Origin of the sequence: Amycolatopsis sp. DSM 110486 (assembly GCF_019468465.1) — a bacterium.
Classification (GTDB): Bacteria; Actinomycetota; Actinomycetes; order Mycobacteriales; family Pseudonocardiaceae; genus Amycolatopsis.
Genome location: NZ_CP080519.1, coordinates 1,901,012 through 1,914,202, shown reverse-complemented (window position 1 = coordinate 1,914,202; position 13,191 = coordinate 1,901,012). Strand labels below are relative to the sequence as shown.

Here is a 13,191-nt window from a genome sequence, read left to right as displayed (position 1 = left end):
GAGCGATAGAACTCGATAATTTCGATAAAGTCTTGCCTTGACGATCGCGAGTGGCCGATACTCGGCTGACCGAGGCGTGAGGGAGAATTCGTGAGCGAGCGTGTGCCGATCTGGACGCCGATGGACGAGGACACGACCCTCGCCGACTTCGCGCGTTGGTGCGTCACCAACCGCGGCGCGCCGGCCGCCATCACGGGCGACTACCAAGCGCTGTGGCGCTGGTCCGTCGACGAGCTGGCCGAGTTCTGGGGCGCTGTCGGCGAGTACTTCGGCGTGGTCGGCGACGGTCCGGTGCTGGTCGGCGACGAGATGCCCGGCGTGCGCTGGTTCCCCGGCACGACGGTCAACTACGTGTGGCACGTCTTCCGCGACCGGCCGGGCGACGGCGTGGCCCTGATCGACGTCACGGAGAGCGGCCTGCGCCGCGAGCTCACGTGGGCCGATCTCGCCCGTGACGTGGCCGCGTTCGCGGGGACGCTGCGGGGCTTCGGCGTGCAGGCCGGTGACCGCGTGGCCGGGTACCTGCCGAACACGGCGGAGAGCGTGATCGCCTTCCTCGGCACTGCGAGCATCGGCGCGGTGTGGGCCGCGTGCGGTCAGGACTACTCGCCTCACGCGGCGGCGGAACGCTTCGGTCAGCTCGAACCGGTGGTGCTCGTCGCCGCCGACGGTTATCGCTTCGGTGGCCGTGAGCGCAGCCGGTCCGCCGAGGTCGCCCAGCTGCGCGAGCTGTTGCCGAGCGTGAAGCACACGGTGGTGGTGAACCGGCTTGCGCAGAAGTCCACTATGGACGGTGTCGTCGACTGGGCCGGTGCGGTCGCGGGCGATCATCACGTCCATCCCGCGCCCGTCGATTTCGACCACCCGTTGTGGGTGCTGTTCTCGTCGGGCACCACCGGCCGACCGAAGGGCATCGTGCACGGCCACGGCGGCGTCCTGCTCGAGCACCTGAAAGTGCTGCGCCTGCACAGCGACCTCGGTCCCGGCGACGTGTTCTTCTGGTACACCAGCCCGTCCTGGATGGTCTGGAACTACCTCGTCTCCGTGCTGCTGGTCGGCGCGACGGTCGTCTGTTACGACGGCAGCCCGACCCACCCCGGACCCGATCTGCAGTGGGCGCTGGCCGCCGAGCACGGCGTGACGTTCCTGGGCACCAGCCCCGGTCTGCTCGCCGCCGGCGCGCGGGCGGGCCTCGAGCCGGCGCGGGACCACGACCTGAGTGCGCTGCGGGCCATCGGCTCGTCGGGTTCGCTGCTGCCCGCCGACGCGTACCACTGGGTCGCCGAGCACGTCGGCCCGCACGTGCAGGTCGTCTCGACGAGCGGCGGCACGGACGTCGTCAGCGCGTTCGCCGGCGGCGCGCCGAACCTTCCGGTGTGGCCGGGTGAGCTTTCCGGGCCGTGCCTCGGCGTGGCGCTGGAGGCGTGGGACGCCGAGGGCCACGCGGTGGTCGGAGAGCAGGGCGAGCTGGTCGTCACGAAGCCGATGCCGTCGATGCCGCTGCGGTTCTGGGACGACGCCGACGGAAGCCGCTACCGCGAGGCGTACTTCTCGACCTACCCCGGGGTCTGGCGCCACGGCGACTGGATCACGATCACCGAGCGCGGTTCCGTGGTGGTGCACGGGCGTTCCGACGCGACCCTCAACCGCAACGGCATCCGCATGGGCAGTGCCGACATCCACCAGATCGTGGAAGGACTGTCCGAAGTGGACGAGGCGCTGGTGATCGGCGCCGAACGTCCCGGTGGCGGCTACTGGATGCCGCTGTTCGTGAAAACCGCCGACGGCGTGCTCGACGACGCGCTGCGCGAGAAGATCCGTTCGGAGATCAAGCGGTTGCTGTCGCCGCGGCACGTTCCCGACGACATCGTCGCCGTCCCCGCGCTCCCGCACACCCGTACCGGCAAGAAGCTCGAGGTGCCGGTGAAACGCGTCCTGCAGGGCGCGCCGGCCGCCGAGGTGGCCGACCCGGGCTCGGTGGACGACGCCGGCCTGCTCGCGGTCTTCGAGCACTACCGGCGCACCCGGACCGAGAAGGAACAGAACGCATGACGATCAGCTGCCAGATCCCGGCGTTCGCGCCGTTCGGCGAGGCGGTCCGGCTGGCCCGCCTCGCCGACGACCTGGGCTTCGGCTCGATCAACTGCTCGCACATCGCGGCGCGCGACTCGTTCACGCTGCTGGCCGCGCTCGCGATGAAGACCACCTCGGTGACGCTGGGCACGGCCGTCGCGCCGATCTACCACCGCTCGCCCGCGTCGATGGCCCAGACCGCCGCGACCGTCGACGACCTGTCCGGCGGCCGGTTCCGTCTGGGGCTCGGCGTCGGCCACCGCTCGACGATGGGTGGCTGGCACGGCCAGGAGATCGGCCGCCCGGTCGCGGAAATGCGTGAGTACGCGGGCGTCGTCCGCGCCGTTCTCGCGGGCGAGCAGCCGCCGCCGGGCGAGCGCTGGAACTCGACGTTCGCGTTCACGGGGTTCACGCCGAGGCCTGGCATCGAGCTCGTGCTCGCGGGCCTGTCGCCCGCCATGCTGCGGCTGGCCGGCGAGATCGCCGACGGCGTGGTGCTGTGGGCGTGCCCGGCGAGCTACGTCCGTGACGTGGTCGTGCCCGAGGTGCGGGCGGGCCGCGCCCGGGCCGGCAAGGACCTCACGGGCTTCACGATCGCCACAGCCGTCCCCACGGCCCTCGGCGACGGTGCCCTCGACGGCGTCCGCAGCGAGCTCCACCGCTACTTCGGCCTGCCCTTCTACCGCACGATGTTCGCCGCCGCCGGCTACGCGGCCGACCTCGCCGCGTACGACAAGGCCACCGACGTCGAAGCTCAGAAACTCGCCATCGGCGAAGGCTTCATCCACGAACTCTGCGCCCTCGGCGACGCCGAAACCGTGCGGGAGTCCCTGCGCCACCACCTCGACGCCGGCGCCACCGAGGTCATCCTCACCGCCGCCTGGCGCACCGACTTCGCCCCGGCGCTGGAAGCCGCGGCGTCGACCCTGAACCCGGAGGACTGAATGACCACCGCGCCGAGCCGCGACACGCCCACCAAGATCGTGTTCAACGCCTACTACCGGGTGCACCCGGACGACCGCCAGAAGTTCGTCGACGCGGTCGTGCCGCACCTGAGCTTCGCCGCCGAATCGCCCGGCTGCCTGTTCTACGTCTTCGCGGCGGACCTGCTGGACCCGGCAACGATCCACCTGTCGGAAGGCTGGGTGGACCAGGAGTCCGTGGACCGCTTCCACGCGTCCGAGCCGTTCCGCGCGGCGCTTGACGCCGTGCGCAGAAGCGTGCGGATCCTGGACCACCAGGGCCAGCGTTACGAGGTCGCCGCGCACGGCAGCTCGGCGCCGCCCGGGGGGATCGCGTGAAACCGGGCCCGGGGAAAGTGTTCCCCGGGCCCGTCCGTCCACAGCGGACACTCAGGCGGCCGCCGGAGTGAGGCGTGCCGAGCGCGCCACCGAGAGGCGGTCCGCGCCCCACACCAGCAGGGCCACCAGGCTGAACCCGGCACCGAGGACGCAGACCGCGGTCCAGCCCCACGCGCTGTACACCGTGGTCGCCGCGACGGCACCGCCGCCGAAGCCTACGGAGTAGTACGCCATGTTGCTGCCGATGAGGCGGCTGCTCGCGTTCGGGTCGAGGCCCACGATGAGGTGCTGGTTGGTCACGTGGATGGCTTGGCCGGCGAAGTCGATCACGATGATGCCGACGATGAGCGGGATCAGCGATTTCGGCAGCCAGGCGATCGGCAGCCAGGACACCGCGAACAGCACCAGCGTGATGCCGGTGACCCACTGCGCCCGGCCGCGGTCGGCCAGCGCGCCCGCGCGGGCGGCGCCGAACGCGCCCGCGGCGCCGACGAGGCCGAAGAGCCCGACCGCCGATGTCGACAAGTTCCACGGCGCAGCCGAAAGCGGCAGTGCCATCGAGCCCCACAGCGCGCCGAAGCCGGCGAACATGAACAGCGTGATGAGGCTGCGCACGCGGAACACGCGTTCGCGCGCGGTCAGCGTGACGATCGACGTGATCAGCTTGCGGTACGAGACCGACGGCCGGTCCGGCAGCTCCGGCGGCAGCCGCAGGCCGAGCAGGCCCGCGACACCGAGCATCAGCACCGCGGAGACGACGAACACCGAGCGCCAGCCGAACGCGTCGGCGAGCAGGCCCGCCACGGTTCGCGCGAGCAGGATGCCGATCACCACGCCGCTGGTCACGATGCCGAGCACGCGTCCGCGGGATTCGGGGCTGGCGAGCACGGCGGAGTAGGCGATGATCACCTGCTGCACCACCGTCGCGAGGCCGACCACGCCGCTGGCGATGAAGAACAGCACCGGCCCGGGCGACACGGCCACGCCGAGCAGCGCCAGCGCGGCGATCACCGAGCCGACGGGGATCAGCACGCGGCGGTTGAGCAGGTCACCCAGCGGCACCAGCAGGATCAGGCCGGCGAAGTAGCCGACCTGGGTCACGGTCGTCACGAAGCCGAGCCCGGCCGCGCCGACGCCGAGGTCGTGGCCGATGTCCTCCAGTAGCGGCTGGGCGTAGTAGATGTTGGCCACCGCGACGCCGCAGACGACGGCGAGCAGGACGGCGAACCCGGTGCTGATGCCGGGGCGTGGTGGTCCGGGGGTTTCCCGGACGTCGAGGGAAGTCATGGCGTTCCTCAGGGATATCGGGCCGTAGTGGTAGTAAATGGCAACCGGATTGGTGGCCCGCGCGCTGGGCTCAAAACCCACGCTAGGTTGCGATTGGGTCAGGAGTATGGTCCATTTCCATGGTGGGAACACGGGCCACTTCACCCGAGGGCAGACGCTCCGCCGAGGGCCTCGGCGCCGATCTGCACCTCGACCACCTGGACCTTCGCGGCCACCATGGCCTGCGGACGTCGCTGATGGACGCGTTGCGCGAAGCCGTGCGCACGGGCCGCCTCGTGCCCGGCGCGCAGCTGCCGTCGTCGCGGACGCTGGCGGCGGACCTGTCGATCGCGCGCAATACCGTGGCTGACGCGTACGCCGAGCTCGTGGCCGAAGGCTGGCTCACCGCGCGGCAGGGTTCGGGCACGCGCGTCGCCCGCCGGGCGGAGCCCCGCCGCGCGCCGACGCCCGGCTCCGACCGCGTCGCGCTCCGCCGGCCGACGCCGATCCGCACGTCGGACACGCGGTTCAGCCTGCTGCCCGGCAACCCGGACCTGGCGAGTTTCCCGCGCGCGCAATGGCTCGCGGCGTCCCGGCGCGCGATCATGGCCGCGCCGCACGAAGCTCTCGGCTACGGCGACCCGCGCGGCCGCGTCGAACTCCGCACGGCGCTCGCCGACTACCTCGCGCGCGCCCGCGGCGTTTACGCGTCGCCCGAGCGCATCGTGATCTGCGCGGGGTTCGTGCACGGGCTGCGGTTGATCGGCAGCGTGCTGCGGGCGCGCGGGGTCCGGACCGTCGCCGTCGAGACCTACGGCGTGCCGCAGTACTACGACCTGCTCACCGAAACCGGCCTGGAGACACCGGCTCTGCCGCTGGACGAGGACGGCACGTGCACCGAGGGGCTGCGTTCGCTCGACGCCGGCGCGGTCCTGCTCACGCCCGCGCACCAGTACCCGACCGGCGGTGCGTTGCGTCCGGACCGGCGTGCGGCCGGGGTCGACTGGGCCCGGTCGACGGGCGGTTTGGTGCTCGAAGACGACTACGACGGGGAGTTCCGGTACGACCGCCAGCCCGTCGGTGCGTTGCAGGGCCTCGATCCTGAGCGCGTCTGCTACTTCGGCACGGCGAGCAAGTCGCTGGCGCCGGGGCTGCGGCTCGGGTGGCTGGTGCTGCCGCGTTCGGTGACGCACGAGGTGATCGCCGCGAAGGGCCACGTCGACTGGGCGCCGGGTTCGTTCGACCAGCTGACGCTCGCCGAGTTCCTCACGTCCGGCGACTACGACCGGCACGTGCGGGCGATGCGGCTGCGCTACCGGCGGCGCCGGGACCAGCTGGTGGCGGCCGTCGCGGAGCACGCGCCGGGCATCCGCGTCTCGGGGATCGCGGCCGGGTTGCACGCGGTGCTCGACCTCCCGCCGGGCACCGAGCGGTCGGTGATCGCCGCGGGTGCGCGGGTGGGTCTGGCGCTCGACGGGCTGGGGGATTTCGCGCACCCGTCTTTGCAGGAGGACAGTGGGCGCGACGGGCTGGTCGTCGGGTACGCGACTCCGTCGGACAGCGCGTGGTCGGGGGCGTTGGCGGCGTTGTGCTCGGTGCTGCCGCGGTCATAGCGTCGCGAGTACCTGCGCGAGGCCGTCTTCGAGCACGGTACCGGTGAGCTCGCCCGCGGCGGCGATCAGCTCGGCGGGAGACTGTCCCATCGCGACCCCGCGCCCGCGTTCGGCGGCCCAGGCGAGGAGCTCGATGTCGTTGTGGCCGTCGCCGACGGCGAGCACGCGGTGCCGGGGGACCGCGAGCTCGGCGCGGACGCGTTCGGCCGCGGCGGCCTTGTTCACACCTTCGGCGGCGAGGTCGAGCCACGGGGTGCAGGCGAGGGCGAAGCTCACGTTCCGCAGGTGCATTTTTGCTACCAGAGCGAGGAAATCGTCCATGTCGTGGCCGGGCGCGAACGCGACGACCCGGGTGGCTTTCGTGGTCAGCAGCGCCTCGAACGGCACCGCGGCCTGCGCGTCGTCGAGGCCGGTCGTGCCGTCGGGGAACGGTTCGGTGCAGCGGTAGCGGCCCAGCTCGTCCTCGACGGCGAAGCGGGCGTTCGGCAGGTGCGTGCGGATGGCGCGCAGGACCTCGGCCGCGTCGAACGACTCTACGTGGTGGCGCCGGAAGCCGGATCCGGATCGGCGCAGGGTGACGGCGCCGTTGGAGCAGACCAGAAACCGTGGCGTGATGCCCAGGCGGTCGAGTACGGGGATGGTGCTCACGGCCGACCGGCCGGTGGTGAGCACGACGTGGTGCCCGGCCGCGTCGAGCCGGCGGACCTCGGTGACCACGGCGTCGCTGAGGGAGCCGTCCTCGTGGATCAGTGTGCCGTCGATGTCCAGCGCGACGAGCCACGGTCCGGTGTCCTTCCAGGACGGTGCGGTCATGACGGGGATCCTCCAGGGGAGTCGGTTCTTCCCACTGTAGGGACGTTCGCGGGGCTGTCCACTGTGCACTGCGCCATAGGCGATTGGCCCACGATCGGCGGCCGGAATTGGACCACGTGCGCGCGGGCAGCGGCGCTTAGCGTGATCTCATGACGACTGAACGCCTGCCCGAGCACACCCCGCGCCTGGATTGGATGAAGCTCGCCCCCGACGTGTTCAAGGCCATGCTGCGCCTGGACACCGCGGCGAAGAAGCACCTCGACGAGGGCCTGGTGAACCTGGTCAAGATCCGCGCGTCGCAGCTGAACCACTGCGCGTTCTGCCTCGACATGCACAGCAAGGACGCGCTGGCGGCCGGCGAGTCGGCCGAACGCATCCTGCAGCTGGACGCGTGGGCCGAGTCGAAGCACTTCTACACCGCGCGCGAGATCGCGGCGATCGAGCTGACCGAGGCCGTCACCGTGCTCACCGACGGCTTCGTGCCCGACGAGGTCTACGCGAAGGCGGCGCAGCAGTTCGACGAGACCGAGCTCGCCCACCTCATCGCGGCGATCACCACGATCAACGCGTTCAACCGCTTCGGCGTGTCGACTCGAATGGTGCCGGGCCACTACACGCCCAGCGCGTCCTGACGCACCGGCTCGCTTCCGTCTTCCCCGCGGAAGCGAGCTCTTTCACTGTCCACACTGGACTTTTCCCGCGAAGGACCCCATGACCACCATCACCACCCCGTTCGGTGCGCGAGCCACGGCCGCCGAGGTCCTCGCCGGAGTGGACCTGACCGGCCGCCGCGTGATCGTCACCGGCGGCGCTTCAGGGCTCGGCGCCGAGACCGTCCGCGCGCTCGCCACGGCCGGCGCGCACGTCACCATCGCCACCCGGACACCGGCGCACGCCAAGCAGCTCGTCGAACAGTTCCCGCACGTCGACGTCGTCGCGCTAGACCTCGCCGACCTCGGTTCGGTGCGCGCGTTCTGCGCGCAGTGGGAAGGGCCGGTCGACGCGCTGGTCGCCAACGCCGGAGTGATGGCGCTGCCCGAGCGCGAGGTCACCGCCGAGGGCTGGGAAATGCACCTGGGCATCAACTTCCTGGGCCACTTCGCGCTCGTCACCGGTCTGCGCGACGCCCTGCGCTCCGGCGGCGGAGCGCGCGTCGTCGTCCTCAGCTCCGGCGCGCACCTGCTGACGGACTTCTCCTTCTCCGACCCGCACTTCGAGCAGCGGCCATACGACCCGCTCGTCGCCTACGGGCAGTCGAAGACCGCCAGTGTGCTGCTCGCCGTCGGGATCAGCCGCCACTGGGCCGGCGAAGGCATCCACGCCAACGCGTGCGCCCCGGGGGTCATCCGCACGAACCTCCTGCGCCACCTCACTCCCGAGGCCCTGCGCCTGCTCGGCGCCCTCGACGCCGACGGCAACGCGACCACCCCGGCCTACTTCAAGACCCCGGAACAGGGCGCCGCCACACCCACGCTGCTCGCCGCGTCGCCGCTGCTCGACGGCGTGACCGGCCGATACTTCGAGGACAACCAGGAATCGCCGGCCATCGACGGTGGCGCGCACCTCGCCGCCGCCGGCGTGGACGCGATGGTGGGCGTCGCGCGCTGGGCCCTCGACCCGGTCGCGGCGGACCGCCTGTGGGACTACGCCTCGGCGGCTGTGCGCTAGCGGATCAGGGGAGTAACGGCAGCTTCCCGACGATCTTGCCCACCCGGTTGCGCGGCCCGACGATGCTCACCGCGTAGTAGTCGAGCTCCTCGCCGGCGGTTTCCTTCACGCCGGCGAGGTAGTCGGCGTACACCAGCGTGTGCTGCGCCACCACTGGCATGTCCGCCACGAAGCACCCAGGCGACGCCGCGGCCTTGGCGCGGATGGTGCGCAGCGTCGGACCGTCGGCGGCCAGCACCGAACACCCCGTCCGCGGCAACCCGGGATGCGCCTGCCCGTCGGCATCCACGGCGTCGTCGCCGAGCAGCCCCGTGATGTTCGGCGCCGTCGCCGCGGCTGCGCAGACCGCCGCGTTCACCGCGCGCCCCGGCGGCAGACTGCTGTCGACGACCACCACCCACTTCAAGCGAGCCGCCCGCGTCGACACGGTCGGATCGACCTCGTCCGGGGCGAACCCGATCGGCGAACTTTCCTCGGCCAAAGCCGGACCTCCCTGCCTGTTCGTACTGCGGTTGATTCATGAAGCTAGACGAACAACCAGCAGAGTCGCCTACGATCCGTACAAGTATCGGATTTGGCTTCCTGGAGGCGGACGTGGACGAACTTGATAAGGCCATCCTGCGAGAACTGCAGTCGGACGTCCGGAAGACCAACCGCGACGTCGCCGCCGCCGTCGGCGTCTCACCCACCACGGCCCTCGACCGCACCCGCGCGCTTCGCCAGCGCGGCATCATCCAGGGCGCGACCCTCGACGTGAACCTGCCCGCCATCGGCCGCTCGGTCCAGGCCCTCGTCGCGGTCCGCGTGCGCCCGCCGTCGCGCCGCGTCATCGAAGGCTTCCGCAACTGGGTCACCACGCTGCCCGACATCCTCGGCCTCTACGTCACGACCGGCACCGAGGACTTCATCCTCCACGTCGCGGTCCCCGACAACGCCAGCCTCTACGCCTTCGTGATCGACAAGCTCACCGCGCGCCCCGAAGTGGCCGATGTCCGCACGTCGATCGTCTACGAACACCTCCGCAACACCCGCATCACGCCGGTCGAGCGCTGAAAACCGTTCGCTCGTCGGTGATCCGGGGCTACGAAACGTCTTTCGTGGCCCGCGCCCGAAAGTCGCGCACTTTGGCGCGGTTCCCGCACGTCGCCATGGAGCACCAGCGGCGGCGGTGCGCTTTGGTGCGGTCGTAGAACCACAGCGGGCACTCGGGTCCCTCGCAGTTGCGAGCCAGGGACCGGTCGCCGTGGACGAACAAGTCAGCCGCCGCTTCCGCGACGGGTGAGAGGAGCGACCGGGGCGTAGTCCACGTCCACCGGTCCTCCAGATCGAGGTCGGCGCCGGACCGGTGGACCTGCCGGCTGAGGCTGCTTTCGGCGAAGGTGGCGTTCAACGCGGCCAGGAACACCTCGTCCGGTGCCGTGGGATCGCCGTCCGCCCAGGCCTGAACCACCGGACGCAGGCGTTCACGTAACTCGACGGCTTCGAGAGCCGCGGTGTCGAGCTCGGCGCCACCGAACCGGTCGAGCACCGCGCCCCGGTCCTGCTCGTCGATCAGCCCGGTGAGCTCGAGCCACCGCAGGTAACCCGCTCCGTCGGGGATCAGCTCGGCGCTTTCGGTGGTGGCCGCGGTGTTGAGGAACGCGAGGGCCGGATGGTCGCTCAGCCCGAGCAGGGGCAATTCCGGTTCCATCGGCCCTCCTTTCCTGTCCGTCCGTTCCGCGTTCGTTGACAGGCTACCGGGCGCGTTGTAACTGTTGATCTGCACTTTTACCGGTTACAGTCGTCGCCCCGAACCGGTGGGCAATCACATCAGGAAGGCTTGTCATGACAACCGTTCTGCACATCTCGGCCAGCCCGCGAGGTGCCGCGTCGGACTCGGGTGCGCTGGCCGCGGCGTTCCTGGAGTCCTACCAGGACGCCAACCCCGGCACGGTCGTGAAGACGCTGGACCTCTGGGACGGCTCGCTGCCGCAGTTCGGACCGGCCGGCGCGAGCGCCAAGCTCGCCGTGTTCGCCGGCGGCGCACCCGAAGGCGAGCAGGCCGAGGTGTGGGCGCAGGCCCAGACGCTCGCCGACCAGTTCACCTCGGCCGACGCCTACGTCTTCAGCATTCCCATGTGGAACTCGGGCGTGCCCTACGTCTTCAAGCAGTGGATCGACATCATCACCCAGCCCGGCATGGTCTTCGGCTTCGACCCGGCCGCAGGCTACTCGGGCCTGGTCCACGGCAAGAAGGCCGCCACGATCTACACCAGCGGCGTCTACTCCGAAGGCGTCCCCATCCAGTTCGGCGCCGACTTCCACTCCACGTTCGTGAAGGACTGGCTGCGCTTCGTCGGCGTCACCGACGTCACCGAGGTCCGGTTCCAGCCGACCATCCTCACCGGCACCCCGGACCAGGACCGCGCCGCGGCCCTGACCGCCGCCCGTGACGCGGGCAAGGCGTTCTAGTTCGTTCCGGTAATCGGAACTCGGCGGTCCGTCGCCTCGCGGTGACGGGCCGCCGAAGCACGTCGAGCATCATGTCAATCCTTGACTTGATGCGACCGCAACCTTAACGTTTCCTTTCGCCGCCGGGTTTCCGCAACATTAATTCACATATCTGAATAAATGGCACAGAGGTCCCCACCGTGCGAAAGGAAACTGCGATGCGCATGCGCGCCGCGCTCGTCGTGCTGGCGATTCCCGCTTTCGTGGCTGCAACCGCGTTGTCCGCGGAGGCAGCGCCGGCCACCGGCCAATCCGTGCTGGGCAGCCCGTCCGTGGCTCCTGGCGGCAACTTCGACCTGTCGACCTGGCAGCTCCAGGAGCCGGTCGGCTCACCGGGCTCGCCGACCACCATCTCGTCGTCTCGGCTGCAAGGGCCGAACGGGTTCCAGGACAGCTATTTCTACACCGACACGCGCGACGGCGCGATGACGTTCTGGGCGCCGGAAAAGGGCGTCACCACCCCCAATTCGAACTACGCCCGATCCGAGCTGAGGGAGATGAACCGCGACGGTTCGGCCGCCAACTGGTCGCTGAGCGGATCGCACAAGCTCAGCGCCACGCTGCGCGTGGTGTCGGTGACGTCGAACGTGTGCGTCGGCCAGGTCCACCTCGGCACCGGCGGCTCGTCGACGAAACCGTTGCTGGAGCTGTACTACCGCTCCAGCGGCGACATCGTGCTGGGCACCGAGAACTCGCCCGACGGCGGCCAGACCCTGCACACCGTCGGCCACGTCGCGGTGGGCAAGACCTGGACCTACACGATCGGGATCTCCGGTGGCAACACCATCGACCTCACCGTGAACGGCAGCACGACGCATTACAGCATTCCGTCGTCGTTCAAGGCGTACAAGCAGTACTTCAAAGCCGGTTCGTACAACCAGTCCTCGTCGAGCAGCACGACGAAGGGCGCTCGCGTCGCCTTCTACGGGCTGACGATCTCGCACAGCTGACCAGTTCGGAAAACGGCGCCGCCGGGGCAAAATCGCCCGGCGGCGCCGTTTTGCGCGTCACGGGCAGGTGTCGTGATTTCCCTCGCTACGAACGAACCTCGGTTTCGTCCGCGGCAGAGGTCGAGATGCTCCGGATGAGCCGGTCGCGCGCCGAAGCCATGTGGTCGGCCAGGAACTCGCTGCACGCGGCGGAATCGCCGCGGGCGATGAGGTCGACGATGGGGGCGTGGCGCTCGTAGGCCATGTTCGCGCGCGCCGAGTCCGGGCCCGCCGCGAGCATGGTGATGCGCGCCAGGCTGCTGATGCCTTCCCACGACTGCAACAGCAGCTGGTTGCCGGACAGCCGGCACATGGTGCCGTGGAACTCCAGGTCGGCGTCGAGGTCCGCGGCCAGTGACTCGGGCCGGCGCAGGCGGTCGAGGCGTTCGGTCAGCTCGGTGACGGCCGAGGACCGGTCGGGCAGCTCGCACAGCCGGCGCGCGGCGATCGTTTCCAGGCCGAGGCGGACTTCGAAGAGCTCTTCCACCTCTTGGGTCGAGACTTCGCGCACGGACACCCGGCCGCGCGAGTCCTGCACGGCGAGCCCCTCTTGCTGGAGCTGCCGCAGCGCCTCGCGAAGCGTTGCCCTGCTCACCCCCAGCGAAGTGCTGAGGCTGACCTCGGCCAGATGGGTCCCCGCGGGAATGTCCCCGCCGAAGATCGCCGTGCGCAGCAGGTCGACGGTCGACTCGCGCAGCGTGGTCCTGATCGGCTTGCTCGTGATGTTGATGGACACGCCACTCTCCCCGTTCGAACCAGCACCACGTGCGATCGCGGGCGGCCGGTAGCAGTCTAGCGGAAAACTGTTGCTTGACGGACTGTCGACATGCCGACAGGATGTACTGAGCCAGGCCACCACGGCCGACGACGCAGCTGCCTCGCCGGCGGCGACGACCAGGAGACCGGGTGCGACCAGCGACGACGACACGAACGCCGACCGCGGCTGACAGCGCCCGGCGGCCGGTTCGCGTGGCCGCG

14 protein-coding genes are annotated in these 13,191 nt (G+C 70.4%); 9 read left to right on the top strand and 5 right to left on the bottom strand.

From position 1 onward, the window contains the following. The first annotated feature begins 90 nt into the window (after positions 1–90). Genes K1T34_RS09220 through K1T34_RS09210 form a run of 3 tightly spaced genes read left to right on the top strand, consistent with a single transcriptional unit; the run spans position 91 to position 3,374 of the window. Positions 91–2,052 carry an acetoacetate--CoA ligase gene (locus K1T34_RS09220; RefSeq protein ID WP_220243865.1) on the top strand — a complete coding sequence of 654 codons (1,962 nt, stop codon included), beginning with the start codon at positions 91–93 and terminating at the stop codon, positions 2,050–2,052. After that, on the top strand, positions 2,049–3,017 hold the full coding sequence (locus tag K1T34_RS09215) for an LLM class flavin-dependent oxidoreductase (RefSeq protein WP_220243864.1): 969 nt from the start codon (positions 2,049–2,051) through the stop codon (positions 3,015–3,017). Before K1T34_RS09220 ends, K1T34_RS09215 begins: the two co-directional genes overlap by 4 nt. Further along, positions 3,018–3,374 (top strand): putative quinol monooxygenase, encoded by a 357-nt coding sequence (locus K1T34_RS09210; protein WP_220243863.1) that lies wholly within the window; start codon positions 3,018–3,020, stop codon positions 3,372–3,374. 51 nt (positions 3,375–3,425) lie between these two features. On the opposite strand, the gene K1T34_RS09205 is transcribed toward K1T34_RS09210, so the two are convergent. Continuing rightward, positions 3,426–4,661: an MFS transporter gene (locus K1T34_RS09205; RefSeq protein WP_220243862.1), complete on the bottom strand. Its 1,236-nt coding sequence runs from the start codon at positions 4,659–4,661 to the stop codon at positions 3,426–3,428. Positions 4,662–4,780: 119 nt separating this feature from the next. Here K1T34_RS09205 and K1T34_RS09200 point away from each other — a divergent pair, with 119 nt between their 5' ends. Continuing rightward, positions 4,781–6,253, top strand: a complete 1,473-nt coding sequence (locus tag K1T34_RS09200; protein ID WP_220243861.1) for a PLP-dependent aminotransferase family protein — start codon at positions 4,781–4,783, stop codon at positions 6,251–6,253. On the opposite strand, the gene K1T34_RS09195 is transcribed toward K1T34_RS09200, so the two are convergent. After that, positions 6,248–7,066: an HAD family hydrolase gene (locus K1T34_RS09195; RefSeq protein WP_220243860.1), complete on the bottom strand. Its 819-nt coding sequence runs from the start codon at positions 7,064–7,066 to the stop codon at positions 6,248–6,250. The two genes, K1T34_RS09200 and K1T34_RS09195, sit on opposite strands and share 6 nt — an antisense overlap. A gap of 149 nt (positions 7,067–7,215) precedes the next feature. On the opposite strand from K1T34_RS09195, the gene K1T34_RS09190 reads away from it, so the two are divergent. Both K1T34_RS09190 and K1T34_RS09185 read left to right on the top strand, forming a co-directional pair. Next, entirely contained in the window at positions 7,216–7,698 is a 483-nt protein-coding gene (locus tag K1T34_RS09190) for a carboxymuconolactone decarboxylase family protein (RefSeq protein ID WP_220243859.1), read from the top strand. 79 nt (positions 7,699–7,777) lie between these two features. Continuing rightward, a complete protein-coding gene (locus K1T34_RS09185; RefSeq protein WP_220243858.1) occupies positions 7,778–8,734 on the top strand; it encodes an SDR family NAD(P)-dependent oxidoreductase in 957 nt (318 codons plus the stop codon). A 4-nt stretch (positions 8,735–8,738) separates the two neighbouring features. Here the strand turns inward: K1T34_RS09185 and K1T34_RS09180 are convergent, their stop codons facing one another. Continuing rightward, positions 8,739–9,215, bottom strand: coding sequence for a DUF2000 domain-containing protein (locus K1T34_RS09180; protein ID WP_220243857.1), 477 nt, complete (start codon positions 9,213–9,215; stop codon positions 8,739–8,741). 113 nt (positions 9,216–9,328) lie between these two features. Between K1T34_RS09180 and K1T34_RS09175 the strand changes: the two genes are divergently transcribed. After that, entirely contained in the window at positions 9,329–9,787 is a 459-nt protein-coding gene (locus tag K1T34_RS09175) for an Lrp/AsnC family transcriptional regulator (protein WP_255638415.1), read from the top strand. Positions 9,788–9,815: 28 nt separating this feature from the next. On the opposite strand, the gene K1T34_RS53165 is transcribed toward K1T34_RS09175, so the two are convergent. Beyond that, positions 9,816–10,424, bottom strand: a complete 609-nt coding sequence (locus K1T34_RS53165; protein WP_255638414.1) for an ABATE domain-containing protein — start codon at positions 10,422–10,424, stop codon at positions 9,816–9,818. A 134-nt stretch (positions 10,425–10,558) separates the two neighbouring features. On the opposite strand from K1T34_RS53165, the gene K1T34_RS09165 reads away from it, so the two are divergent. Continuing rightward, entirely contained in the window at positions 10,559–11,185 is a 627-nt protein-coding gene (locus tag K1T34_RS09165; protein WP_220243855.1) for an FMN-dependent NADH-azoreductase, read from the top strand. 179 nt (positions 11,186–11,364) lie between these two features. After that, positions 11,365–12,174 carry a polysaccharide lyase family 7 protein gene (locus tag K1T34_RS09160; RefSeq protein ID WP_255638413.1) on the top strand — a complete coding sequence of 270 codons (810 nt, stop codon included), beginning with the start codon at positions 11,365–11,367 and terminating at the stop codon, positions 12,172–12,174. Positions 12,175–12,259: 85 nt separating this feature from the next. Here the strand turns inward: K1T34_RS09160 and K1T34_RS09155 are convergent, their stop codons facing one another. After that, positions 12,260–12,949: a GntR family transcriptional regulator gene (locus K1T34_RS09155; protein WP_220243854.1), complete on the bottom strand. Its 690-nt coding sequence runs from the start codon at positions 12,947–12,949 to the stop codon at positions 12,260–12,262. Positions 12,950–13,191 lie beyond the last annotated feature (242 nt).